General features: G+C 60.4%; 24 protein-coding genes. 5 read left to right on the forward strand and 19 right to left on the reverse strand.

The annotated features are described in order from the left end of the window. Nucleotides 1–403 precede the first annotated feature (403 nt). The gene (locus ACOYW0_RS01325) at nt 404–1,615 is read right to left on the reverse strand and encodes a methyltransferase domain-containing protein (protein ID WP_482416791.1); all 1,212 of its coding nucleotides are present in this window, start codon (nt 1,613–1,615) and stop codon (nt 404–406) included. Between the two features lie 209 nt (nt 1,616–1,824). Between ACOYW0_RS01325 and ACOYW0_RS01330 the strand changes: the two genes are divergently transcribed. Continuing rightward, a complete protein-coding gene (locus ACOYW0_RS01330) occupies nt 1,825–2,928 on the forward strand; it encodes an NADH:flavin oxidoreductase (protein WP_482416792.1) in 1,104 nt (367 codons plus the stop codon). Nucleotides 2,929–3,325: 397 nt separating this feature from the next. On the opposite strand, the gene phnL is transcribed toward ACOYW0_RS01330, so the two are convergent. The 11 genes from phnL to phnN all read right to left on the reverse strand — a co-directional run bounded on the left by phnL (nt 3,326) and on the right by phnN (nt 13,104). Then, the gene (phnL, locus tag ACOYW0_RS01335; protein ID WP_482416793.1) at nt 3,326–4,021 is read right to left on the reverse strand and encodes a phosphonate C-P lyase system protein PhnL; all 696 of its coding nucleotides are present in this window, start codon (nt 4,019–4,021) and stop codon (nt 3,326–3,328) included. Nucleotides 4,022–4,383: 362 nt separating this feature from the next. Further along, the gene (gene phnK / locus ACOYW0_RS01340; RefSeq protein ID WP_482416794.1) at nt 4,384–5,157 is read right to left on the reverse strand and encodes a phosphonate C-P lyase system protein PhnK; all 774 of its coding nucleotides are present in this window, start codon (nt 5,155–5,157) and stop codon (nt 4,384–4,386) included. Then, nucleotides 5,147–6,040 (reverse strand): alpha-D-ribose 1-methylphosphonate 5-phosphate C-P-lyase PhnJ, encoded by an 894-nt coding sequence (locus ACOYW0_RS01345; protein ID WP_482416795.1) that lies wholly within the window; start codon nt 6,038–6,040, stop codon nt 5,147–5,149. Before ACOYW0_RS01345 ends, phnK begins: the two co-directional genes overlap by 11 nt. Further along, nucleotides 6,024–7,142 (reverse strand): carbon-phosphorus lyase complex subunit, encoded by a 1,119-nt coding sequence (locus ACOYW0_RS01350; RefSeq protein ID WP_482416796.1) that lies wholly within the window; start codon nt 7,140–7,142, stop codon nt 6,024–6,026. The genes ACOYW0_RS01345 and ACOYW0_RS01350 overlap by 17 nt, the downstream gene beginning before the upstream one ends. Beyond that, nucleotides 7,133–7,744 carry a phosphonate C-P lyase system protein PhnH gene (gene phnH, locus ACOYW0_RS01355; RefSeq protein WP_482416797.1) on the reverse strand — a complete coding sequence of 204 codons (612 nt, stop codon included), beginning with the start codon at nt 7,742–7,744 and terminating at the stop codon, nt 7,133–7,135. The genes ACOYW0_RS01350 and phnH overlap by 10 nt, the downstream gene beginning before the upstream one ends. Then, nucleotides 7,745–8,200, reverse strand: coding sequence for a phosphonate C-P lyase system protein PhnG (phnG, locus tag ACOYW0_RS01360; RefSeq protein ID WP_482416798.1), 456 nt, complete (start codon nt 8,198–8,200; stop codon nt 7,745–7,747). Further along, nucleotides 8,200–9,312, reverse strand: a complete 1,113-nt coding sequence (gene phnE, locus ACOYW0_RS01365; RefSeq protein WP_482416799.1) for a phosphonate ABC transporter, permease protein PhnE — start codon at nt 9,310–9,312, stop codon at nt 8,200–8,202. The genes phnG and phnE overlap by 1 nt, the downstream gene beginning before the upstream one ends. After that, the gene (phnD, locus tag ACOYW0_RS01370) at nt 9,309–10,190 is read right to left on the reverse strand and encodes a phosphonate ABC transporter substrate-binding protein (protein WP_482416800.1); all 882 of its coding nucleotides are present in this window, start codon (nt 10,188–10,190) and stop codon (nt 9,309–9,311) included. The genes phnE and phnD overlap by 4 nt, the downstream gene beginning before the upstream one ends. A gap of 92 nt (nt 10,191–10,282) precedes the next feature. Further along, nucleotides 10,283–11,107, reverse strand: coding sequence for a phosphonate ABC transporter ATP-binding protein (gene phnC, locus ACOYW0_RS01375; RefSeq protein WP_482416801.1), 825 nt, complete (start codon nt 11,105–11,107; stop codon nt 10,283–10,285). Beyond that, complete coding sequence (locus tag ACOYW0_RS01380) at nt 11,082–12,326, reverse strand: alpha-D-ribose 1-methylphosphonate 5-triphosphate diphosphatase (RefSeq protein ID WP_482416802.1); 1,245 nt, start codon at nt 12,324–12,326, stop codon at nt 11,082–11,084. The genes phnC and ACOYW0_RS01380 overlap by 26 nt, the downstream gene beginning before the upstream one ends. Nucleotides 12,327–12,522: 196 nt before the next feature. Beyond that, nucleotides 12,523–13,104 carry a phosphonate metabolism protein/1,5-bisphosphokinase (PRPP-forming) PhnN gene (phnN, locus tag ACOYW0_RS01385; protein WP_482416803.1) on the reverse strand — a complete coding sequence of 194 codons (582 nt, stop codon included), beginning with the start codon at nt 13,102–13,104 and terminating at the stop codon, nt 12,523–12,525. Between the two features lie 258 nt (nt 13,105–13,362). Here phnN and ACOYW0_RS01390 point away from each other — a divergent pair, with 258 nt between their 5' ends. From ACOYW0_RS01390 to ACOYW0_RS01405, 4 genes are all read left to right on the forward strand, one after another. Further along, a complete protein-coding gene (locus ACOYW0_RS01390; RefSeq protein ID WP_482416804.1) occupies nt 13,363–14,580 on the forward strand; it encodes an amidohydrolase family protein in 1,218 nt (405 codons plus the stop codon). 452 nt (nt 14,581–15,032) lie between these two features. Beyond that, entirely contained in the window at nt 15,033–16,226 is a 1,194-nt protein-coding gene (proV, locus tag ACOYW0_RS01395; protein ID WP_482416805.1) for a glycine betaine/L-proline ABC transporter ATP-binding protein ProV, read from the forward strand. Beyond that, a complete protein-coding gene (locus ACOYW0_RS01400) occupies nt 16,219–17,082 on the forward strand; it encodes an ABC transporter permease (protein WP_246317784.1) in 864 nt (287 codons plus the stop codon). The genes proV and ACOYW0_RS01400 overlap by 8 nt, the downstream gene beginning before the upstream one ends. Then, nucleotides 17,079–17,927: a glycine betaine ABC transporter substrate-binding protein gene (locus ACOYW0_RS01405; RefSeq protein ID WP_482416806.1), complete on the forward strand. Its 849-nt coding sequence runs from the start codon at nt 17,079–17,081 to the stop codon at nt 17,925–17,927. Before ACOYW0_RS01400 ends, ACOYW0_RS01405 begins: the two co-directional genes overlap by 4 nt. Before the next feature lie 145 nt (nt 17,928–18,072). On the opposite strand, the gene ACOYW0_RS01410 is transcribed toward ACOYW0_RS01405, so the two are convergent. The 7 genes from ACOYW0_RS01410 to ACOYW0_RS01440 form a co-directional block, all read right to left on the reverse strand. After that, nucleotides 18,073–18,744 carry a hypothetical protein gene (locus ACOYW0_RS01410; RefSeq protein ID WP_482416807.1) on the reverse strand — a complete coding sequence of 224 codons (672 nt, stop codon included), beginning with the start codon at nt 18,742–18,744 and terminating at the stop codon, nt 18,073–18,075. A 100-nt stretch (nt 18,745–18,844) separates the two neighbouring features. Further along, entirely contained in the window at nt 18,845–19,744 is a 900-nt protein-coding gene (locus ACOYW0_RS01415; RefSeq protein ID WP_482416808.1) for a DMT family transporter, read from the reverse strand. A 182-nt stretch (nt 19,745–19,926) separates the two neighbouring features. Beyond that, the gene (locus ACOYW0_RS01420) at nt 19,927–20,730 is read right to left on the reverse strand and encodes a helix-turn-helix domain-containing protein (RefSeq protein ID WP_482416809.1); all 804 of its coding nucleotides are present in this window, start codon (nt 20,728–20,730) and stop codon (nt 19,927–19,929) included. A 47-nt stretch (nt 20,731–20,777) separates the two neighbouring features. Continuing rightward, nucleotides 20,778–21,377, reverse strand: coding sequence for an LOG family protein (locus ACOYW0_RS01425; protein WP_482416810.1), 600 nt, complete (start codon nt 21,375–21,377; stop codon nt 20,778–20,780). A 263-nt stretch (nt 21,378–21,640) separates the two neighbouring features. Further along, nucleotides 21,641–22,648 (reverse strand): GGDEF domain-containing response regulator, encoded by a 1,008-nt coding sequence (locus tag ACOYW0_RS01430; protein WP_482416811.1) that lies wholly within the window; start codon nt 22,646–22,648, stop codon nt 21,641–21,643. A gap of 92 nt (nt 22,649–22,740) precedes the next feature. Then, entirely contained in the window at nt 22,741–23,304 is a 564-nt protein-coding gene (locus ACOYW0_RS01435) for a chemotaxis protein CheB (RefSeq protein WP_482416812.1), read from the reverse strand. Between the two features lie 37 nt (nt 23,305–23,341). After that, a complete protein-coding gene (locus ACOYW0_RS01440) occupies nt 23,342–24,190 on the reverse strand; it encodes a CheR family methyltransferase (RefSeq protein WP_482416813.1) in 849 nt (282 codons plus the stop codon).

The following is a 24,190-nucleotide window of genomic DNA, read 5'->3' on the forward strand; positions in this document are numbered from 1 at the left end:
TCTATCTCGCTAAAGGGGGGAACGTGGTCCCCTCAAAGGGGCCTCAAAAAAACGCTGTTTTTCCTACTATACACCGGTAAATTTACTTTCTGCAAGAAGATTGACACAATTCCTCACACGGAAACACCGCAAGGCATAAACAGAGCTGACTTTACGCACGACCCTGTGTTTAATAAACCGCCATGTAGACGTCATCAACAGTACTACTTTTTCGATTTTCCTCTTCAGCCGACCTCATGGTGAAGGGCCATGCCCTGCCCGGATATTTCATAAAAAAACAAACAGCCAAAATGAAAGCTACATGATTTCAGAATGCTATAGAAAAAAATGTCAGCCATTTTGAGAATGCAAAATGTAAGTCAGGGTGTGTTGTTTGATTTTCTCACCCTTCGGGGGAGCCGAGCTACCCGACCCGTCGCCTTCCCCACACAGCCTGCAGGGGATCTGCCTCCCGCTTTTGCGGGAAATAGGGATCCGACACCGGCCTTGGCCAACCCCGGCGGCTTTCCGTGTGATACTCGGTAAACGCCTCTGCGGCACGAAAATATTCAAGGACAAGCCCCATACGCTCAAAGGGATGAATCTCGGGCCAGGGCTGGGTGGCCTTGGGAGGAAACCAGCGATCGGAAAAGGTCAGGGCAAAGAGCCCGCCGGGCCGGAGCACCCGGGCAACCTCTTTGAAAAGAGCCACGGGATGGATGGCATACTCCACGGAAGCAGTGCACACCACGGCATCAAAGGACGCGTCGTCATAGGGAAGCACGGGACGGGCGTTGAGGTCATGGACGGTGCGGATTCCAAGGGTGGCATTGCGATCGAGCTCCTCGCCGTTCATCCCCAGCCCCGTGACCCGACAGGCCCCTAAAGCGTCCGGCAAATGGGAGTCCCAGGAGGCCATGAGGTCCAGAACGTCCGAGCCGTCGGTGAGCAGGCAGCCGTAAAGGGCCCGCACCTGGCCCTCGGCCTCGGCGTCCAGATGCTGCACAAGGCGAGGCGAGGCATAAAATACGGCATCATCCGGCCCTTCCGGCCGTTGCAGCGGGGTTCCGTCCACGCAAAGGTCGGGAGCTTGAAAGAGCGCCTGCATACCGGGTCCGTCACCTGTGACGGATTCTGCTATCTCACGGCAACGCCCGGCCATGGACCGGTTCGACTCCTCGACGCAGTGAAGGCGAATGCCCAGGTCCAGGGGAAGCCCTGCCAGGGGGTGGTTCAGATCCAGGGTCACCCGCGTTTCGGTGACCTCCAGCACCTGCATGGGACGTATGTCCTGGGGAAAAACGCCCAGGGCCCCGGACGCCACACCCCGGGGCAGGAAAAATCCCGGAACGATCCCGAAGGGGAGCCCCTGGGGAGGAGGCGAGACCTGACGGCGTGGGATGGTCCTCACCAGCTCCCCTGATCTCAACGGAAGCAATTCACCGGGTTCAAAGGCATGGCGAAGGGTCTCTCCCACCTGCCAGCCCTTCATGCCACGGCGCAGAGCCGCCGGGATAATGTCCCGCCACACGTTCACCGCCGGAATAAACAGGCGCTCCGTGTGACAAGCGTCGTCGCTGACCCACTTCAGGATGACCTCCACATCCGCATCCCCTTCAAGGATTGGCTCGCCCATACCATGCCTCCCAAACAAGGAAAAGTTCAGTAAACCTTGAAATAATTATTCCAAGGCGCTATAGCCACCATGGATTCCAGTATATAGCCAATCGCCGGGAGAAGACACCCGGAACATAGCGATACCATAATAAATAAGGATCATCCCACGTGCCTCGCAGCACCTCAGGTGAAACCGGCGGGGCCACCCAATGCATGTCAGGAGGAATCATGAAGGAACTGTTCGACACCATTCGCCTTGGCAACCTTGAACTGAAAAACCGATGCATCCGCGCCGCCACCTGGGAGGGCATCGCCGACGAGAGCGGTCACATCAACGACAAGGTCATGGACCTCTACAGGGACCTCGCCAAAGGTGGGGCGTCAGCCATCATCACCGGCTACGCCTTTGTACTGAAAGATGAGCAGCCCAACCCCAAGATGTTCGGCGCTTACGACGACACCTTCGTGGACACGTACAAGCCCCTCACCGACATGGTGCACGACAACGGCAGCAAGGTCTTCCTCCAGCTTGTCTACGGCGGCTCTTTCACCTGGTTCGACACGGAAAACAGGGAGATCTGGGGACCGTCCGCCGTGACCAACAAAATCTCCGGTGTCACCCCCAAGGAGATGACGCCCCTGGACATCCAGACCCTCATCGAAGCCTTCGGCGACGCTGCCAGGCGCGCCATGGACAGCGGCTTCGACGGCGTGGAGATCCACGCCGGCCACGGCTACCTCCTCAACCAGTTCCTCTCCCCCTTCTTCAACCGGCGGGAGGATGTCTTCGGCGGAAGCAGCGAAAAAAGGGCCCGGGTCATCTTTGATGTCTTCGAGAACATCCGCAAGAAAACCGCCCCGGATTTCCCCGTGCTCATCAAACTCAACTGCTCGGATTTCATGGGCACCAAAGGGTTCACCTTTGAAGAGTGCCTGGCCCTGTGCAAAAAGCTGGACGCCATGGGCATCGACGGCATCGAGATCAGCGGCGGCCCCGTGTTCCGTGCCCCAAAAACAGAAAAAGAGACCACCTATGAGGTGACTCTTTCCGCAAACGATTCCTATTTCAGCGACTACGCCCGGGTCATTGCCGAAGCCGTGGACACCCCGGTGATCCTCGTGGGCGGCAACCGCTCCACGGCCACCATGGAACAGCTCCTGGCCGACACCGACATCGCCGCCTTCTCCTTCTCCCGACCCCTGCTCTGCGAGCCCGACCTCATCAACAAATGGCAGGCCGACAAAACCGTCAAACCCCGCTGCACCTCCTGCGGCCAGTGCTTCACCCTGGACGGCAACTCCTGCATCCAGAACCGGGAAAAGGCGGCGTAGCATCAAAGCAGCCTTCTATGGTTAAAATCGAGAGCAAAAACAAGCCTCCGGCGGCGAGGTGAGCCACCTCGAAAGCTTATTGCCATTGCGCTTTGCCCTTCGTGCCTCAGGGCAAAGCGCAATGGCCTTCGGCTCGGGCTGCGCCCGACATAAACGCTGATGGTTTGTGCAGGCTGGCTCACAAGCTTCGACGTCACAGGATACGTTGTCGCTACTTGCCCATTACCGATTTAACCGCACTGCCTTCTATGGTTAAAGTGCATGGAAAAGCCTACCTCCGGCGGCCAGGGGATTTTTGGCCTAAGTGGCCTCCATGAGATGGCCCGTCAAGTGCTTTGAAATATGTTTGTCAAACTTTTCAAAAGTTTGGCCCCCGGCAGGGCCGCCGGAGGCGTCTTTAACCTGGCTGCCCCGGAGCCATGGCCAGGCTCCGTGTGGCCACCTGCTGCCGGACGCCCTGGTCGTGGAAAATGCCCAGAAACGCGGTGCCGTTCTTCCTGGCCTCTTCCATGAGGTCACAGACGGTGCGTGTGTTGGCCGGGTCCAGGGATGCGGTGGGCTCGTCCAGAAGCATCACCGGGTAGGGCACGGCAAACCCGCGGGCGATGTTGATGCGCTGCTGCTCGCCCCCGGAAAAGGTGGTGGGGGACAGCTCCCAGAGCCGCTCCGGGATCCTAAGCCGTTCCAGCAGGGTCCGGGCCCTCTGCCCGGCAAGATCTGACGGCATGCCCCGCCCCAGCATGGGCTCCATCACCACGTCCAGGGCCGAGACCCTTGGAATCACCCGGAGAAACTGGCTCACATACCCGATGGTGGTGTTGCGCACCTCCACCACTTCCATGGGGGTAAGTCCCCCCATCTCAACGACCTGCTCCTGGTGGCGAACCCACACCCGTCCGGTCTCCATGCGGTAATTACCGTAGACCAGCTTCAACAACGTGCTCTTGCCTGCCCCGGACGGTCCCTCAAGGACCACGGCTTCCCCGGGCGCAAGGGAAAGGCTCACCTCATCGAGGACCGGGATCGTCACATTCCCCTGGGTGTGCAGGCAAAAGGTCTTCCTGATTTTCTCTATATTGACAACCCATTCCATAGATAAACTCCCTGTAATGTTCCTTCAGCATGTGCCTGCGCACCATGGGTGACGGGTACAACCCGGCAAGGCGTGCCCCCTTCAAAGCATTTTGCGAATGCGCTTTGCCCCTTGTCCCCTGGAGCGCCGCACTCCGGTACAGCTCGGGTAACGACGGACTAAAAAGCCGCAGCGGAGTGCGGCGCTCCATTTCGGCCGTTTTTTTCAAAGGCCGTGGTCAAACGACAGCCCAGGCCCAAGCCCCATACAAGAAAACAATTAAAACCCTATTTTTCAAACGTTTTACACATAGAAGTCACCGAGGGTATGCGGTAGGGTGCGCTTGCGCACCGCTGAAAAAGGGTACCGGTCTTAAAGGCAACTCAATGGGCCAAAACCGAAGAGACCAGCAGCTGGGTGTAGGGATGCTGGGGATCGTCCAGGATCTGGTCCGTGAGCCCCTCTTCCACCACGCGCCCGGCCCGCATCACCAGGAGGCGGTGCGCCAGGAGCCTGGCCACGGCCAGGTCGTGGGTCACGATGACCATGGAGAGCGAGAGCTGGGTCACGAGGTGCCGCATGATGTCAAGGACCCTGGCCTGCACCGAGACGTCCAGGCCGCTTGTGGGCTCGTCCATGAAGATGAGGCGCGGGTTGGTGATAAGGTTCCGGGCGATCTGAAGGCGCTGCTGCATGCCCCCGGAAAAGTGGGCGGGGATATCGTCCACGCGGTCCGCGCCGATCTCCACCCGCTCCAGCCACGCCATGGCCTTGCGACGGATCCCGCCGTAGTGGCGCTCTCCGTTGGCCATGAGGCGCTCGCCGATGTTGCCCCCGGCGCTGACGTGCATGCGCAGGCCGTCCCGCGGGTTCTGGTGCACGATGCCCATCTCCGTGCGAATCACCCGGCGCACCAGCTGCTCCGGGGAGCTGTTCATGTCCACCGCCCCGCAGGCGGCCTGGTAGACCACGGTGCCGGAGGTGGCCCGAAGCTGGCCGGACAGGCACCCCAAAAGGGTCGACTTGCCGGAGCCCGACTCCCCCACGATGCCCAGGACCTCCCCGGGGTGCATGGTAAAGCCGACGCCCTCGCACCCCAGCTGGGGCCCGTAGGTCTTGCACAGGTTCGTGACGGTCAGCAGTGCCTCATCGCCCATCTTGCCCCCCTTCCCTGCGTTGCCGGCAGTAATCGGTGTCCGAGCAGACATGCATGGCCCCTCCCTTATCGTCGGTAATGATCTCATCCAGATAGCTTTCCGTTGCCCCGCACAGGGCGCAGCTCATCTCCCAGGACTCCACCTCAAAGGGATAGTCCTCAAAGTCCAGGCTCCGAACCTCGGTGTACGGTGGCACGGCGTAGATCCGCTTCTCCCGCCCGGCTCCGAAGAGCTGGAGGGCGGGCATGCGGTCCATCTTGGGGTTGTCGAACTTGGGGATGGGGGACGGGCTCATGACATACCGGCCCGCCACCTGAACGGGGTAGTCAAAGCCCGTCATGATGCGGTCGTGCTTGGCGATGTCCTCGTAGAGCTTCACCTGCATGGCGCCATACTCCATAAGTGCGTGCATCTTTTCGGTTTCGGTGCGGCTCGGCTCGATGAAGACCAGGGGCTCGGGCAGGGGCACCTGGTACACCATGATCTGGCCTTCGGCAAGGGGCGTCTCCGGGATGCGGTGGCGCGTCTGGATCACCGTGGCCTCGTCCGTCCGGGTGGTGGTATCCACCCCCGCGGTCTTGGAAAAAAAGGAGCGGATACTCACCGCGTTGGTGGTGTCGTCTGCCCCCTGGTCAATGACCTTCAGGGTGTCGTCCGGGCCGATGATGGAGGCGGTGATCTGGATGCCGCCGGTGCCCCACCCGTAAGGCAGGGGGATCTCACGGCTCCCGAAGGGCACCTGAAAGCCCGGGATGGCCACCGCCTTCAGGAGGCTTCGGCGAATCATCCGCTTGGTCTGCTCATCCAGAAAGGCAAAGTTGTAGCCCTCCAGGGGGCCGTTTTGATCCGGCTCCGGTGCCGTGGTTTCAGTTGGGGATTGCATCGTGGATTCTGTGTCCTTCTCTGTGGTCTTTCCGAAGGTCTCGCAAGAGCACCAGCTCGGATTGAAAATCGACGTAATGGGGCAGTTTGAGGTGCTGCACAAACCCCGAGGCTTCCAGGCTGTCGCAGTGGCCGAGAACAAACTCCTCATCCTGGGCGGGGTATGCCACCGTCTCTCCCAGCTCCCGGCTGCAGAGGGTCCTGTCCACAATGGCCATGGCCATGGCCTTGCGCTCAGACCTTCCGAAGGTCAGGCCGTAGCCCTGGGTAAGGGTCGGGGCCTCCCCTTTCGTCGAGGGGCCGGGCGGGGTGATCATCACGCATTCGGTGACGGTGATCTCCCCGATCACCACGGGAAACCCCAGCTCTTCGGGCACCATCTCCAGGGCCACCTCCCCCATGCGGATCTCCCCTGCAAAGGGGTGGTCCGAGGAGCCGAAACCCCGCTGGGCTGAGTAGGCCATGGAGAGAAGAAAGCCTTCGTCTCCCCTACTCAGGGCCTGGAGCCGCACGGGCCGCTCTGCAGGAAACGCCAGGGGCTGGCGGGTCATGTCCCCGGGCTCTTCGTCTCCTTCCTCGTCACCGGCCATGAGCCCTTCGGCGGCCAGAAGGTCTGCCACCCGGGGGCAGGAAACGTCATCCACGGCAGGCTCCGGGGGCGCCTGGGCCACCCGGAGGGTCTTGGCTCCCTGGCGGGGCCGCTCCAGGGAAAAATCCAGCAGCCGGTGGGTGTAATCGTAGGTGGGCCCCAGCATCTGGCCCCCGGGCAGGTCCTTAAAGGTGGCCGAGATCCGCCGCCGCATATGCATGGCCGAGGTGTCCAGGGGCTGGGTAAAGCCGATGCGCGGCAAGGTGGTCCGGTACGCTCTCAACAGAAACACGGCCTCGGCCAGGTCCCCTTGCGCCTGTTTGACGGCAATGGCTGCCAGGCGCCTGTCGCAGAGCGAGCCTTCGTTCATCACCCGGTCCACGGCAAGGCCCATCTGCTCTTCGATCTGCTCGACGGTCAACTCCGGCACCGACACATCACCCCTGCGCTCCTCGGCCAACAGGGCGTGGGCTTGTTCGATGGCCTTCTCCCCTCCTTTTACCGCTACATACATGGCGTCTCTTCCCAGTCTGTTGTCCGCGGCATGGCCGCGATACGGTTGTTGCAGGCAAAAAGGATATCCACCCCCATGGGAAACAGGGCCCGGGCGTTTTTCCGACTGCTCCAGAAATGGTCGGGCAGTCCCCCGGCGTCCAGATCGCAGGACCCGTCGATGCCCGGCCCCATAAGCCGTTTACCCGGGCGCGCTTCCAGGTGCTCCACCTGGAGGATCAGGGTGGTGGACTGATGGGGGCTCCCCTCGCTGCCCAGACAGAAGCTCTCCAGCCGGGGCATGGACTCCGGCCGGGTGACAAGGGCAAAGTCGGCGTCGGAGACCGAGGTGCCCATGGGAGACCCGCAGTGAAAGGTCACCCACTGAAGGGCCGACGCCCCCCTGGGAAGATCCGTCCACAACGAGGTTTCAAAATCCAGCAGGGTCAGGGCCAGGGCCGTGGTGGCCTCGTCCAGCCCCTCCACGGGGACCCACTCGTCCAGCTCGATGATGCGGCCCGGATGGGCCATGGCATCCAAAACCTGCCGGAAGACCTTCTGGGTACCGAGGGCCGGGTTGGCAAACCCTTCGGCGATCTCGTTTAAATTCATGGCTGTCTGCATCTATTCTCCCCTTACCATGGTGAAAAAATCGACACGGGTGGCGTTCGTCTTTTCCGACGTTCGCCGCCTCTCCTCTGCCAGCTCACCGGCCAGGGGTTCCACCACCCTGGCCATCACCTCGCTATGGGCCCTGCTGTCCTGCAGCAAGGCGTCAAGAACCGCAGCGAGCTCCGCGTGACGCCCCCGGGTGCCCCTGACGTAGGCACACCCGCTGAAGCCGGTCTCGGTCTGCACCGCGCATCGGGTGACGGGCACCTCCCCGAAGTTGAAGGGACGCCCCTGCCCCCCGGTGCGGGCCCGCACCATCACCATGGCCGTCTCCGGGGGACGCAGGAAGGTGTATGCCGGTTTGCCCGGCACCTCCTGCCAGGCCGCCTCCAGGGACGTCAGGGGAGCCCGGGCCAGGACCCCCATCCACTGCTGCCGCTCTTGTTGTTCCTGTGTGCTCTGCATCATCAGATAAATCTGCTCCTCAGCTTGCCGCAGGCGTAGTCCAGGAGGCTGACGCTGACGATGACCATGATCATCATGGTGGCCACCTCCCGGTACTCAAACCCGTTGATCTTGTCGAACATAAGAAACCCGATGCCCCCGGCCCCGCAAAAGCCCAGAATGGTTGCGCTGCGCACGTTGGACTCGAACCGCAGGAGGCTGTAGCTCACCACCAGGGGCATCACCTGGGGCAGCACGGAAAAGGAGATCACCTGCAGGTTCCCCGCCCCGCTTGCCACCAGGGCCTCCATCTGGCCGGGGTCGATGGCCTCGATGGCCTCGCTCACCACCTTGCCCAGGATGCCGAAGGTGTGCACCGCAAGGGCCAAAACCCCGGCAAAGGGCCCCAGACCGATGACCGCCACAAAAATCAGGGCCATGACGAACTCGTTAAAGCCCCGGCAGAAGTCCAGGAAGCGCCGCACACCGACGTGGCAGACCCAGCGAAGGGCCCGGTGCCGCCGCCCCTCCCCCTGGACCAGCAGGGCCAGGGTGTTTTCGGCGGCGCACATGGCCGCCGGAATGGCCAGCACCACGGCAAAGAGGGTTCCCCACACGGCCATGGCGATGGTCTCCACCAGTCCGTGGCCGTACTCCGAAAGGGCCGAAGGCGAGGTCTCCGGCGGGAAAAAGCCCCCCTTCTTGTCCCGGAGGATCTGCCGGTATTCCCGCTCCACAAAGGCCTCGCGCTCGGCTTCGGGTTTCCTGGATAGGAGCTCGTCGGCCAGGGCCTCGGTCTCCTTGTGCATGGCCATGCCCAGGGGCATCGCCTTTCCTGCGCGGGCCAGCCTTTTTTTCAGCTCCTCTCCGGCCTCTTCCATGGCAACGATCTTCAAAAGGTTCTCCGCCTGGATCCTGGCGTCCTTTCGGTCGAACTCGGTGAGCTCGCGGCCGAAGAGATAGGTGGCGGCGTTCTCACGTTTCTCGATAAAAGCCATGGGGTCGATGCCCACGAACCGGTAGGAGCTGATGAGCACCACAGCCGCCACAAGGGCGAAAAGCCCCCGGGTCACTGTCTGAAAAGGCGTCTTGACCGGTTTCAGGCTCAGTCGTGTAATGACCTGGGTTCCGCTCATTTGGCCGCCATCTTCTTTTTGAGGTATTTCAGGTAGCGAATGGTGTCGTAGGTGCTGTCGTCGGCAAACCCGTACCCACCGTTCTGGAGATGGGCCATGCCCTCTGTGTCCCCGTTGAAGGAGAGAAGGGCCCCGGCAAAGGCGGCTTTCAGGCTTTCGGGCAGGTCCTTGCGGGCGGCCATGGGGGCCCCGGGGATCAGCTCCGAGGTCCAGAGGACCCGAAAGTCATCCAGGGTGGCCTGGCCCTTCTGGATCATCCGGTCCAGGTCGATGTTGTTGGTGGCGGCCACCTCCACGGTTCCGTTTTTCACCGAAAGGATGGATGCCCCGTGGGACCCGGAGAACTTCACCTGGCGAAAGTAAGCTTCGGGCTTCACCCTCAGGTCCCGGGCAAAGAGGATGTTGGGCACCAGGTAGCCGGAGGTGGAGTTGGGATCGGTAAAGGCAAACACCTTTCCCTTGATCTGGGAAAGGGTCTTGATGGGCGAGTCTTTGCGGGTGATGATCACCCCGTAGTACCCGGGTTCCCCCGCTTTGTTCAGCTCCAGGGCGATGGCCTGGGCGTCGGCCTTCTTGGCAGCCTCCACATAGCTCTTGGGACCGAAGTAGGCAAAATCGAGGTGTTTGTGTGCCATAGCTGTAATCACGCCGGAGTAATCACTGGCGCTGATGATCTCCACCTCCACGCCCAGGCTCTTCTTCACGTGATCGGCCAGGGGCTGAAACCGCGACTCCACAGCCGAGCCCCCTTCCGTGGGGATAAAACCGATACGGATCTTTTGGGGCCACTGGGCCTGGGAAGCCGACGCCGTCCCCGAAAGGATCAGGCCGATACACATCACACACACCGCGGTCAATCGTCTTGCGTTGTCAAACATGGGATCTCCTTTGTGCTGTTCGTTATGTTACGGAAAAATCGTATCGATACCATTGGCCTCCGGCAGGGCCGCCGGAGGCTGCCTTTTTCAATTCAGGCGCAGGCCGCCAGGGTGGGATCATCGGAGCGCGGGCCGTAGACGTCCCGGATGATCGTGTCGGTGAGGGCCTCCGGCGGGCCGTCAAAGACCACGCCCCCTGCGGAGATGCCGATGATGCGTTTGGCGTAGCGCCTGGCAAAGTCGATGTGATGAAGATTCACCACCACGGGGATGCCCTGCTCCTCATGGATTCGCCGAAGCAGCCCCATGATGACCTCCGAGCTTTTGGGGTCGAGGCTGGCGATGGGTTCGTCGGCAAGAAAGAGGGCCGGGTTCTGGGCCAGGGTCCGGGCGATGGCTACCCGTTGCTGCTGGCCGCCGGAAAGGGAATCGGCGCGCTGGTAAGCCAGATTTCCGATGCCCACCTGATTGAGGAGGCTGAAGGCCAGCTCCTGCTCCGCCTCGGAGAAGAGCCTCAGCAGTGACCCTGTGTGGGAGAGCAGCGTGGTGCAGAACCGGAGCCGCCCCACCAACACGTTTTCCAGGACCGTGAGCCGCCGGACCAGGTTGAACTGCTGAAAGATCATGCCCACCTGCTGGCGGACCCGTCGAAGCTGGCGTCCGGTGGCCCGGGTGATCTCCTCCCCGTTCAGGAACATGTCGCCGCTGGAGGGGTTCACCAGGCGGTTGAGGCACCTCAGAAGGGTTGACTTTCCCGCCCCGGAGGAGCCGATGATGACGATAAAATCGTCCTTTCGCACGGCAAGGGAGATCCCCCGAATCGCTTCGGTGCCGTTGGGGTACACCTTGCCCAGGTTCCGGGTCTCCAGCACGGTGTCGGCCAGGGTTGGATCAAGCGGCCGGATGGTGTCGCTCATGGCGCTGCCCTCCTTTGGCGGTTTCCGTGACGCAGGCAGGGGTTCCCTGCCCGTCCCCTGTGCCCGGGGCTGCGTAGTGCACCATGCGGCCCCCCACCCAGCTCTGGGTGATCCGCGCCCAGGGCTCGCTGCGATCCACAACCAGCAGATCCGCCTTTTCCCCGGGGGCCAGGGTTCCCAGCCCCTTACGGATAAAGCGCCCCGGCCCGGAAGTCACAAGGGAAAGGGCATAATCCGGGGAGGTGTCCAGGGTCTTCATGGCCGTAAAGGGGGCCTGGAGCATGCACTCGGGGTAGTAGTCGCTGAGCAGGCCGTGGCAGAGCCCTCGGGAGACGGTCTCCGCCGCCTTGAGGTGCCCGCCGGAAGAGCGCCCCCTCACCAGGTTGGGCGCACCCATGAACACCCGCATCCCCTCTTTCACGGCCCGTTTTGCCGCATCCACGGAGAGGGGAAACTCACTGGCCGTTGCGCCCAGGGCCTTGACCAGACCGACCTTCTCGGGGGTGTCGTCGTCGTGGCTCAAAAAGGGAAGCCCTTCGGCCGAAACCCGCCGGGCAAAGGAAGAGAGGGCATTCCACCCGGCCTCCCGGCACGCTGTTTTGCGATGGGCCATGCCCACGATCTCCTCATAGGCATCCCCACCGGCTCCGGCGTAGTAATCCACAAAAGCGCCCAGGGTGGTGAACTGTCCCTGGCCCGGGGTGTGGTCCATGACCGAGACCATGTCGATGAGGCCCTCGTCCAGAAGCCGGGTAAGGACCTTGCATCCCTCTTCGGCCCCCACCTCGTACCTGGCATGGACCAGGTGACGGACCATGGCCCCGGAGGAGCGGTCAAAGGCTTTGACCATGCGAATGATGCGCTCCACCTCCCCCGGGGACCTTAAGCCCAGCTCGTTGTCTGCAAAGCTGAGGGCATGGCAGTAGGTGGTGATACCGCAGGAGGCGATGCGCCGGTCCAGGTTGCGAAGGGCAAACTCAAAATCAAAATAGACCCCGGGGCGCATCTCGATGCTCTGCTCCAGGGCGTCGGAGTGGAGGTCCACCAGGCCCGGCATGATCAGCCGTCCCCCGGCGTCCAGGGTCACGGTCCCCCGGGGAGGCTGATCCCCTTCGGTCACCTCGAGCACCCCCTTTTCGCTGAAAAGAACCGACCCACGCTCCAGCAGGCGCTCTCCGTCAAACACCGCACCACCGGTGAGGCATATCGTGCTGTCCATAATCTGCTCCTGTTGTGATCTCCGTTTCCGGCAGGATGGCGGAAGAGGTCAGCGCCCCGTCGCATCCGGCCGTTCGTCTTCAACTGTCATAAGGAAAATAGAGGGGAAATGTTGGGAAATGACCGCGAAACGGTTAGCACTGTGTTAAACGCAATATCGCCGTGGGCGATATATAAGGAGAGGATCGGAAAAAAGGCTATGCCCTTACCTTGTGATGGCAGCCGGGCACAAAGTGCGTGAGGAGATCGATGAAGTGTGAGACCGAGGCCTCAAGGGATTCGTTGTTGCAGAGGGTGTAGAGGTTGGGATGCCGCACCGGGGCAAGGGTGTCCGAGTGGCTGAGCCTGGCTTCAATCTGGGCTTCGGTTTCCCGGTTTCTGCGCAGGAGCCTTTTTTTGAGGATCTCGCGATCCGCCTCGATATGGATCACCACCATCTCGGGGTAGCGCCGGGCAGCCTCGCCAAGGTAACCCCGGGAGCCATTAACCACCACGCTCACGCCCCGGTCAAGCCAGCCGTCGATTTCGGCGCCGATGCCGTAGCCGTTGCCGTGGCTCTCCCAGGACAGGGCAAACAGCCCGAGCTCCCGCCTCTGGCAGAACTCTTCACGGGACAGGGCCACATGGTTCTCGCCCCCCGCATCTGCAGGGCGGGTAATGTATCGGTGGGCAAACAGCACCGGTGCCGAGCCGTTGAGCTCAGAGCGTGCCGCGGTGCACAGGGTATCTTTTCCGGCGCCTGACGCGCCGGTGACGTAAAAAAGTGTTCCGTTTTCCATGGGAAGGTATCCTCTGTTCGGGGTCAAGGCCCGAATGAACGGACCGGGATCTGCATGGATCAGCATGGGCTCCCATGGTGAGGTTTATATTACAATCGGGTGATAAAATCATGTTGCAATGGGCTCATTCGTTTCAATCGTCCTTCAACGGATGTATAATTCGGCACGACCTGCCCGGACGGGCCATGGCAGCCATCACTGTTCAGCCCGCCTTCGGCCTGGCAGAAAACCCAACCCAACAAATGGAAAAAAGAGACCATGACGCATATCATCAAGGCCACCCTCCTCTTCGACGGCAAGGGAGGCACCGCCACCGACCGATACATCACCATTGAAAACGACCGCATCGCAAGCATCTCTGAAACCGCCACCCGCTGGGACTCGGCAGGGATCGTGACCCCCGCCTTCATCGACCCCCACTCCCACATCGGCATGGAACGCGAAGGGGAGCCCTCCCGGGAGGGGGAGGCCAACGACGAAATCGGCCAGATCCTGCCCCTGGTGGACCCGGTGGACAGCCTCTACTTCGACGACCGCGCTTTCTCCGATGCCGTGGACTTCGGGGTCCTGTACAGCTGCGTGGTGCCGGGAAGCGGCAACCTCATCGGCGGCAAGGCCAGGGTGATCCGAAACTTTGCCCGGTACCGGGACGAGGCCGTGATCAAAGACTACGGCTACAAGATGGCCCTGGGCTACAACCCCCGCTCCACCACGAACTGGAAAGGGGATCGCCCCACCACCCGCATGGGAATCTACGCCATGCTCGAAAAGCGCTTTGACGAGGTGCTCCTTAAAAAGGAGAAGGCCGCCCTTGCAAAGGAGAAAAAACTCAACGAGCTTTCGGACAAGCAGGCCAAGGGCGAGATCAACGAAACCGACCACGCCTTTGAGGCCGATGTCATCGAACGCGAATACCTTCTCTCCTTCGATCCCGAAGACAGCGCCCTGCTGGAGCTTCTCAGCGGCGAAAAAATCGCAAAAGTCCACGTACACAAGGAAGACGACATCCTCTACCTCATCAAGCTCGTGGAAAAATACGGTCTCTCCGTCACCTGCGATCATGCCTGCGATGTCTTCCACACAGAGATCTTCAACAAGCTCGCCGAACGGGAGATCCCCGTGGTTTACGGCCCCATCGGCTCCGTGGGCTACAAGGTGGAGCTCAAACACGCCGTTTACAAAAACACGGCCAAGCTCATGGCATCCGAAGCCTTTTACACCCTCATGAGCGACCACCCCGTAACCCTTTCAGCCTCCCTCCGGGACGGGCTGAAGTTCTTCCTGATGCACGGCATGGACGAAGCCGAGGCCATCAGCCTTATCACCGGCAAAAGCGCGGCCGTCCTGGGCATCGACGACCAGCTCGGCACCATCGAAGAGGGAAAGCTCGCGAGCCTCCTGGTCTGGGAAAAGCACCCCTTCCATTTAGGTGCGGTTCCTTCCGAAGTGTTTGCGGAAGGGAAGAAAATCAGATAGAAAGCCCCGCCCCTTTGCCCCGGACTGCCCATTACAGGCGCAGTCCGGGGCCCTCTCCCTGCCGCGAAACACCCCGCCCACACCAGTCTATCAGCAATACCCGACACGCCATCCAGCCAGCCCGTTAGATATCAGGACATGGGCCGTACGAGGCGCCGCCGCGCCGGAAAAACCCGTCAAAATACCCCATGACACAAACTAATTTCCAGACAATCCCCAAACCATGGCAAACCCGGAACCATCAATAATAAATTGAAATAAAAATCGATTTAAAAGATGATCATTGTCTTTTTTTGGAAACATACGGAAAAAATCATAACAACTCAAAATATCTTTTAATCACACCTCCGCCACAAGCGATTGCTCTTGAAAAAACCGTTGAAGCAATTTGACACAGGCTTTCGCCGCCTCTATGGTAGGCATCGTTTTGAACACAACCGAGGGTGAACCACATGACAAAAATTGAAGTGAGGGACCTGGTCAAGATTTTCGGTCCCTCCCCGCGACGGGCATTGTCCATGCTCCGGGACGGGTCTGACAAAGAAGAGATATTGGAAAAAACCGGCCACGGTGTCGGCGTGGGCGGGGTAACCTTCGACGTCAAGGCCGGAGAGATCATCGTCATCATGGGTCTTTCAGGGAGCGGAAAGTCCACCCTGGTGCGCTGCCTGAACCGGCTCATCGAGCCCACGGCGGGATCCATCCTCGTGGACGGGGTCGACATCGCCAAGGTAAGCCATGGGGAACTCCTGGATATCCGGCAGAAAAAATTCGGCATGGTCTTCCAGAATTTTGCCCTGTTTCCCCACCGCACCGTGGCGGAAAACGCCGCCTTCGGGCTTGAAATCCAGGGCGTGGAACGGGAGGCCAGGCTGGAGAAGGCCCACGAAGTCCTGGGCCAGGTGGGCCTGTCCGGCTGGGAGCAGAGCTACCCGGATCAGCTCTCCGGCGGCATGCAGCAGCGGGTGGGCCTTGCCCGCGCCCTGGCCGTAGACCCGGATATCCTGCTCATGGACGAGGCCTTCAGCGCCCTGGACCCCCTCATCCGAAGAGACATGCAGGACGAGCTCCTGGACCTTCAGGACCGGCTCCAGAAGACCATCGTCTTCATCAGCCACGATCTGGACGAAGCCTTGAAAATCGGCGATCGCATCGTGCTCATGAAAGACGGCAAGGTGGTCCAGGTGGGCACACCGGACGAAATCCTCATGGAACCGGCCACCCGCTACGTGGAAAAATTCGTGGAAGACGTGGACATCTCCAAAGTCCTCACGGCCGAATCCGTGATGAAGCGCCCCTTTGCCGTGGGCCATGTGCGCAACGACGGGCCCAGAGCAGCCCTTCGCAAGATGAAAAACGAAGGGATTTCCAGCCTCTTCGTCACCAAGCGGGACCACTCCCTTCTGGGAATCATCTCGGCGGCCGACGCCAAAGAAGCCGCAGAGCGAGGCGACGACAACCTGGAGACCATTTTGCAGCAGGACGTCACCACCGTCCCCCCGGAGACCCCGGCCTCCGAGCTGTTTGAGATCCTCAAGGATCTCCCCTACCCCCTGGCCGTGGTCACGGAGACCCGGAAACTGGCGGGCGTCATTGTCCGCGGGACCCTGCTGGCCGCCCTGGCCGAAGGAGGACGCAGTGCTTGACCTGGACATCCCGAGGCTCCCCATCGGAAAGGCCATCGAAGCTGTCATCGATTTTCTCGTGGCCCATTGTTCCGGTGCCACCAATGTCTTCTCGGATATCATGGAGGCGTTCATCGACTTCATGGTGGACGGCATGCTCTTTTTGCCCCCCTGGCTCTTTATCCTGGGAATCGGGGCCCTGGCCTTTGCCATCACACGCAAGGCATCGGTGTCGGCCCTGGCCATCCTGGGGCTGTTCCTCATCGTGAACATGGGCCTGTGGAAGGCCACGGTAAGCACCCTGGCCCTGGTGCTCATCGCCACCCTGGTCTCCATCCTCATCGCCATCCCCACGGGGATCCTGGCGGCCTTGAACCGCACCGCCTATCGCATGGTCATGCCCGTTCTGGACTTTATGCAGACCATGCCGGCCTTCGTCTACCTGATCCCGGCCATCCCCTTTTTCGGGCTGGGCAAGGTGTCGGCCATCTTCTCCACCGTGATCTTCTCGGTGCCACCGGCCATCCGCCTCACCTGCCTGGGCATCCGCCAGGTTCCGGCAGAGCTCATCGAAGCAGCGGACGCCTTTGGCTCCTCACCGCGCCAGAAGCTCTTCAAGATCCAGCTCCCCCTGGCCACCCCCACCATCATGGCCGGGGTGAACCAGACGGTGATGCTGGCCCTCTCCATGGTGGTGGTGGCCGCCATGATCGGCGCCAAGGGCTTGGGGGGCGAGGTATGGAAAGCCATCCAGCGGCTCCAGCCCGGCAAGGGCTTTGAAGCCGGAATCGGAATTGTCATCGTTGCCATGCTCCTGGACCGCATACTTCAGCAGCTGGGAGCCAAGAATGGAAAACCTGAAGGAGGAAATGCATGATTCGCCGTATCGCGTCCCTTTGTCTCGCCCTGGCTGTTGCCGCTCTCATCGCAACCCCGGCCGCGGCCAAGGAAAAAATCAAAATCGTTTACGTGGAGTGGGCCTGTGCCACAGCCAGCTCCAACGTCATGAAAGCTGTCATCGAAGAGAACTTTGGCTACGACGTGGAACTTACCCCGGTCTCGGCCCCGGCCATGTACGCGGCCCTGGCCTCCGGTGATCAGGACGCCATGACCACCTCGTGGCTCCCCGTGACCCACAAGGACATGGTCGAACGCTACAAGGGCAAGATCGAAGACCTGGGTCCCAACTTCGAAGGGGCCAAGATCGGTCTCATTGTCCCCACTTACGTGACCATCGACACCATTGCAGAGCTCAACACCAATGCCAAGGCCTTTGACGGAGAGATCATCGGCATCGACCCCGGCGCCGGCATCATGCCCAAGACCGAGGAGGCCATGGACCACTACAACCTCGACAAAATCGAGCTTATCTCCTCCAGCGGCGCGGGCATGACCGCCACCCTGGCCAACCGCTACCGCCAGAAGAAATGGGTGGCTGTCACCGGCTGGGTGCCCCACTGGAAGTTCGCCAAATTCGACCTGAAATTTCTTGAGGACCCGGACAAGGTGTACGGCGAGGCCGAGACCATCAACACCTTTGCCCGCAAGGGGCTCAAGGCGGACCATCCCAAGGTCTACCACGTGCTGGACGCCTTCTCCTGGACCGCCGCCGAGATCGGTGAGGTGATGGCCATGAACACCGTGGACGGCTCCGACGTGTATGAAAACGCCAAAAAATGGGTCGCCGAGCATCCGGACAGGGTAAAGTCCTGGCTTCCCTAACCCCGGATAGTTCATAAAAAGCGCCTACCTGAAAGCAATACGTTTCCATGTCAGGCGTTTTCTTCCCACACCCACCCAGGAGACAAGGATAAAAAGCCCCCTCGTGATTCAGGCAGAATCACCAAGGGGGCTTTTTTCACATACCTTATAACGAATTCACATAGGCCTCTTCATCGAATTCCGCGCGTCTGTTCGGGCACTCCCTTCGGCACAAGATGCAGTTGTGAAACTCTTCCTCACTCACAAACATGAACCCGGAAACACTCCGAACAGGCAGGATCATCCCGGAATCGAGGATATGTATGCCCATCTCACGAGGACTGTCCCCCAGCAGGGCATCGATCTTTTTCATCTCCAGGGTGCTCCAATCCTGAATGGAGCCGGGGTTGATATGGGAGATGCCATGCACCCCGTACACTGACTTCACCTTGTCCCTCATGGTGTCCCTGGCCTGGGCAAGGGCGAGAAACTCCACCTTTTCCGACACGTATTTGTCAAACAAATCGGTCATCCCCCCGGTGTGCTCACTCACCTCTTCACCGCATGTGGCAAAGTAGGGAAACACCCTGTCACTATCCTTCAGGGTGTGCGCAAGGATCTTGCTTGTGAACTCAACCCCGTTTAACGTGACGTATCCATCGCCAACCTCTTCCACGCGGCATTCCGAAAAAACATACTTGGACTTGACGTAACGGGATGTCTCCCGGGCCACTGCAAGGGCCTTTTCGATGACCACATCGCCCCTGAGCATCAAGCTTTTGACAAGAATCGCCTCGTCCAAGGCAAACACGCCGCTTCCACTGCATACACCTGACATCTTTCACTCCATTTCACGTAAACATCCGGCTTACCAATGTCTCCCTCGGAGGGTACCACGAGTTTGCCAGCGTTTGTAAGGGAAAAAGGCTCACCTCGGTCTATGACGATGAAGCCCTCGACGCCAGGCCCCGGCCTTCCCCACCCCTGTGGTACTCCGTTGCCATCTTCCCCAAAATGGCCGCCACAAGAATCAGCCCCATGCCGCAAAGCACCCGGCCAGACACCCGCTCACCGTGGATCAACGCCACCAGGAGCACGGCCAGGGGCGGGGTGAGGTAGCTCAAAAAACCAATCACAGAAAGATTCCCCGTTGCCACGGCCCGATTCCACAGGAAAAAAGAGAGGCCCAGAGGCACAAGGCCCACGTAAACCGCCGAGACAAGGGCCCGCCCCCCTGGTGCCGGATGGGGACCGGTAACGAGATAAAAAACCGCGGAGATCACGGCGGCGTACACCGTAAAAGCGGTCATGGGACTGCGACGAGTGTTCAGCCGGGGCAGGGCCACGGAAAAACTGCTCCAGATCAGCCCGCAGAGCAGGGCCTGGAGGTAGCCTTTCATGTAGGCGGCATCAAAGGAAAGATCCGCGTTGGAGGAGATCACAAGCCCTGCCCCCACCATGCCCATGAGCGCCGTTGCGACAATGCTCCCTTTGAGTTTTTTAAAGGCCAGCACCGAGGAGAAGACCACGATCCAGAAGGACCATGTGGTGGCCAGGATGGCGGCCTCGGCCAGCGGGGCGTTGTCCATGGCCATGTAGTAGACCCAGTGGTAGCCGAAGATCCCGGCCATGCCCCAGAGGCTGGCGGGAAACCCCGGAAGGTAAAGCCGCACAGAACGGGTCGTCACCACATCCTGAACATAGAGATAGAGAGCCGCCGACGTAAAGCTGTAGAACAGGAGAGACTCGGTGGAGAGGCCGTCAAGGCCCGCCCCCACGGCAGCCGGGAGACTCGCCCAGCATAAAATCGCCCCAAGGGCGTACAGATAAGGAACCACAACCACACTCCCGGACGCGGCGTGCGCGCCTTTAAAAGGTTTTCATCTGAACCGGTTCGAACCGGTATCATCCATGGGAGACGAGGGTAGCCCAACGGGATGAGGCTATCTTGAACAAAATTGACATGGAATAAAGGGGCGAAGGGCTAAAGGCTATAGGTTTTAGGGGGATGGGGGAGGAATCAGGATGAGTGCTGGTAGGCGCCGGGGGGAAGGCCGTAGCGGGACCGGAAGGCTCGGGTAAGGTGGCTTTGATCGGAAAAACCGGAGGCCAGGGCGCTGTTGGCGATGGACTCTCCCCGTTCCAGCATGCGGCGGGCGTTTTCCAGGCGAAGCTGGGTCAGGTAGGCATGGGGCGTCATGCCCAGGGTTTTCCGGAAAAGGCGGATCAGGTGGTAGGGGGTGCACCCGGCATGCCCGGCAAGGGTCTCCAAGGTCAGGGGCGTATCGAGATTCTCCCGGAGGCAGTCCAGGACCCGGTCGATACGGACATCTCGTGCCTCCGGTGCCTTAGGTAAAGTCCCCAGTCGGCCGTGACGCCTGAAGAGGTCGCCGAAGACCCGGGTCACCCGGGTGGAGAGCTCTAAATCGGGCGTCTCGCCGAGCATCAGCTCATGGAGCCGGGCCAGCTCTGTCCAGAGGGACCTGTCTGTTATGGGCCCGCCAGTCAGGCCAAGCCCCTCGGCCCCGGAGAGGCCAAACTGTTCGCCCATGGCCTGGAACACCCCGGCCTCCACGTAAAAGCTGCGCAGGTGCCGGGCCGTCTCCGAGCAGGGACGGTTGCCATGGACCGCCCCGGGCTCGATGACGCTTATGCTGCCCGGTGTCAGGATGTCCGTGGAGCCGCCAAGGCTGTAGTGCTCCCCCCCGGCCGTGTTCAGCCACACCACATACCGGTCGTGGATATGGGGCCGAAACTCGAAGGGGTCGGTGCAGGAGAGCACCTTGACGCCCGGGATGCGTTCCGGTCTGTAGACCATGGCCATGGCAAGAGGCTCCTTTGCAAGGCAGGGGTTGGGTCAGAGACGAGGCATCAGGCGTGGCTGTTGGCGGTGAGCTCCTTGGCCCACTTACCTTTGTCGGACTCAACCGGGGTAAAGCCCCTCAGCCGCGAGATGAGGCCATCGGGATTTTCATCCATGAGGACAATGTTGCTGTAGTCGGCTTCGATGAACGACTGGTCGGCCATGTGGTTAAAAAAGGCCATGAGCTTGTCGTAGTAGGCGTCCACATTGAGAAAGCCGCAGGGCTTTTTGTGGATGCCCAGCTGGGACCAGGTGATGATCTCAAAGATCTCCTCCATGGTGCCGAACCCGCCGGGAAGCGCGATGAACCCGTCGGAGAGATCGGCCATGAGGCCCTTGCGCTCATGCATGGTGTCCACCACACGCAGGTCATCCAGGTCGGTGAGGGCCACTTCCATGTCCACCAGGTGACGGGTAATGACCCCGGTGACCTTGCCGCCGTTCTCTTTGACGGTCTTGGCAAGGGTCCCCATCATGCCCAGGCTGCCGCCTCCGTACACCAGGCGGATGTCGTTGGCAGCCATGGTTTTTCCAAGCTCCCGCGCCCCTTCAAGGTAGGCGGGGTTGGACCCGGGGCTTGCCCCGCAGAACACACAGATATTTTTCATTTTTTCTTCCTTGTATTTCTTTTTTTTGTAACGCTTCAACTCAAAAAAGCCTCCGGTGGCCCTGCCGGGGCCAAACTTTCCCAATGAGATGCTTTGGGCTTGCCAAACAGGTCTTGACAGCTCCGGCATGAATTCCAGCGATTTTGACTGTTCTAATCTTTCTACCGGAACGTTTTTTGCGGAGCTTTTTTTCAAAAAAGCGACCCGCCGGAGGCAAAGATGAGCTGAATCGTTAATTTTTTTTTTTAACACGCCCGGGTCCATCATGCCACGTTCAGAACCGTCGCCCCCATGCACCAGCGGTTCCGGCCCTTCTCCTTGGCCCGGTACAGGCCGTCGTCGGCGGCCTCGAAAAGGTCCCGCTGGATCCCATTCTGGTGGGGAACCATGGTGGCCACACCGATGCTTGTGGTGACATATCCTGCGACAGAGGAGCGCTTGTGGGGAATGGCAAGGTCGGACACGGCCCCGAGAAGCCGCTCGGCCACATGAACAGCCCCTTCTGCCTCGGTTTCGGGCAGAAGCACGGCGAACTCTTCGCCGCCCACCCGCGCCACCTTGTCCGTGTGCCTCCTGGCCGCATCGGAGATGGCCAGGGCCACTTTCTTCAGGCAGTCGTCCCCCTGGGCATGCCCGCAGGTGTCGTTGTAGGCTTTAAAAAAATCGATATCCAGCATCACCAGGGAAAGGGGCGCCTGGGTCCTGATCCCCCGGATCCACTCCCTTTCGAAGATGACCTCAAACTCCCGTTTGTTAATAAGCCCGGTGAGGCCGTCCGTGGTGGAGAGCAGGCGAAGCTGCTCGTTGGTCTCTTCAAGCTGCTGTTGCAACTCTTCAAGCTCCACCAGCTTTCGGTCGAGCTCCCGGGTCTTTTTGCTCAGGGCATCCTTGTGGCGGAACAGTTCGATGAAGACCCCCACCTTGCTCTTGAAGACCCGCTCGTCCAGGGGCTTGAACAGGTAGTCCACGGCCCCGCTCTCGTACCCTTTGAACACCTGGGCATCCGCCCGAAACGCCGCCGTGATGAAGATGATGGGGATGTGCTTTGTCTTTTTGTTTCCGCGCATCAGCTCCGCCACTTCATAGCCGTCCATGCCGGGCATCTGGACGTCGAGGAGAACCAGGGCAAAATCGTGGTCCAGGGTGAGCCCCAGGGCCTCCATGCCGGAGGTGGCCCGGACGAGTTCGATATCCGGCTCATCCAGAAGGCTTTCCAGGGTCAGGAGGTTCTCCGGACGATCATCAACGATCAGTATCTTGGCAATTCCCATGACAAACCTTTGTGGTATTGATGGAACATAAACAATCAACAGCCCGTTTTCAGAAAGCCCCCGCACACCACGACGGGGGCTTCATCTTTCTGTCAGGCCAGTGTTTTCAAAAAAGGGCCGATGCGTTCCAGGGGAAGCACATGGTCCGGGGTCACCGCCTTGATGGCGGCCCTGGGCATGGCATCTGCCGCGGCGGTCTCCGGATCCTGCACCACCACCAGGCCGCCCAGTGCCTTGACTCTCGCAACACCGGCCGCACCGTCTGAATTGGCGCCGGTGAGGATCACCCCCACCAGCCCTTTACAGAACACCTCGGCGGCCGTCTCAAACAGCACGTCCACCGACGGCCGCGAGAAGTTTACCCGCTCCTCGGTGGACAGGGCAATGGTCCTGTCCGCCTCCACCATAAGGTGGTAGTTGGGAGGCGCCACATAGACTGTCCCCGGCTTCAGGGGCTCTTTGTCTTCGGCCTCCTTGGCGTGCAGCGCACACCGGATGTCCAGGTGCTTCGGCAGGTAGCTCTCCGTGTTCGGGCTAAGATGCTGAACCACAAGCACCGGCACCCCGAATGATTCGTCCAAAACCGGAAGGATCGCCTCCAGAGCGGCGAGGCCTCCGGCTGAAACGCCGATGACAACAGCTTCAAATGACTTCATGCGTTTCATCCTTTGCCATGGCCTGCCTGCCGGGTTCTCACAGGGCGGACGGGCCACGCTTTTTTCGGTATATCTTTTCTCGCTCGGACACGACCTCGAACCGGTCGGCCACGTTTGAAAACCGGATACTCTCCTTGGATCCAAGGCAGAGAAACCCGCCGGGACACAGGCTGTCGTAAAAAAGGTTCAACACCCGGTTCTGCAACTCCCGGTTAAAATAAATGAGAACATTCCTGCAAAAGATCAGGTTCATCTCCCCGAACACCCCGTCGGTGACCAGGTTGTGGGAGGAGAAGAGCACATGCTCCTTAAGGGACCGTTTCATGATCACGTTATCATAATCGGCGGTGTAGTAATCTGAAAAAGAGCGGTCCCCGCCAGCCTTCTGGTAGTTGGCCGTGTACTCACGTACCAGGTCCATGGGGTAGATCCCCTCCTTGGCCTTTTGAAGGATCAGCTCGTTGAAATCCGTGGCGTACACCTGCACGCGGTCGCCCATGCCCTCCTCTTCCAAAAGGATGCACATGGAGTAGACCTCCTGGCCCGCCGAACACCCGGCATGCCACACCTTGGCAAAGGGGTAGGTGCGCAGGTGGGGAAAGACCACCTCCCTCACCCGCTTGTAGAACCACGGGTCCCTGAACATCTCCGTGACGTTGATGGAAAGGTCCAGGAGCAGAGTGTTGAAAAAGCCTTCGTCATGGATGGCCCGGTGCTGCATGTCCGAGAACGTGTCCAGGCCCTCCAGGGACCGTCGGTGCTCCAGGCGACGCTTGGTATGGGTAAAGGCGTAGCTTCGGAAATCGTAGCCGTATTTCCGGTAGATGGCCTCAAGGAGCATCTGGATCTCAAGGCGTTCGTTTTCGATGCGTTCGGATTCATTCAT

The sequence above is a fragment of the Desulfoluna sp. HI9BLuna genome, assembly GCF_056829775.1.